The sequence below is a fragment of the Acetobacter malorum genome (genome assembly GCF_002153605.1).
Classification (GTDB): domain Bacteria; phylum Pseudomonadota; class Alphaproteobacteria; order Acetobacterales; family Acetobacteraceae; genus Acetobacter; species Acetobacter malorum_A.
Map to the genome: position 1 here is coordinate 1 of NZ_JOPG01000108.1, position 266 is coordinate 266.

At 54.1% G+C, this 266-nt stretch carries 1 protein-coding gene; it reads left to right on the forward strand.

The window, feature by feature from the left end; genetic code table 11:
• Positions 1 to 266, forward strand: a 266-nt coding sequence (locus HK23_RS14145; protein ID WP_475638745.1) for an LbetaH domain-containing protein, incomplete at both ends; no start/stop codon positions are given.

Genomic DNA, 266 nt, shown 5'->3' on the forward strand with positions numbered 1-266 from the left:
TATCCCGTAGTGGCGGAGAGCGCTTTCGTTGATCCGACGGCTATTCTGTGTGGCCACGTGATTGTTGAGGATGATGTGTTCATTGGACCATACGCTGTTATCCGTGCAGATGAAGCGGATGAGAATGGAACAGTCGAACCGATACGGATCGGTAAGGGCTCAAACATTCAGGATGGCGTTGTCATTCATTCCAAGGACGGCGCGGCCGTCACGATCGGGTCGAGAACCTCGATCGCGCATCGTTCGATCATTCATGGGCCGTGCAC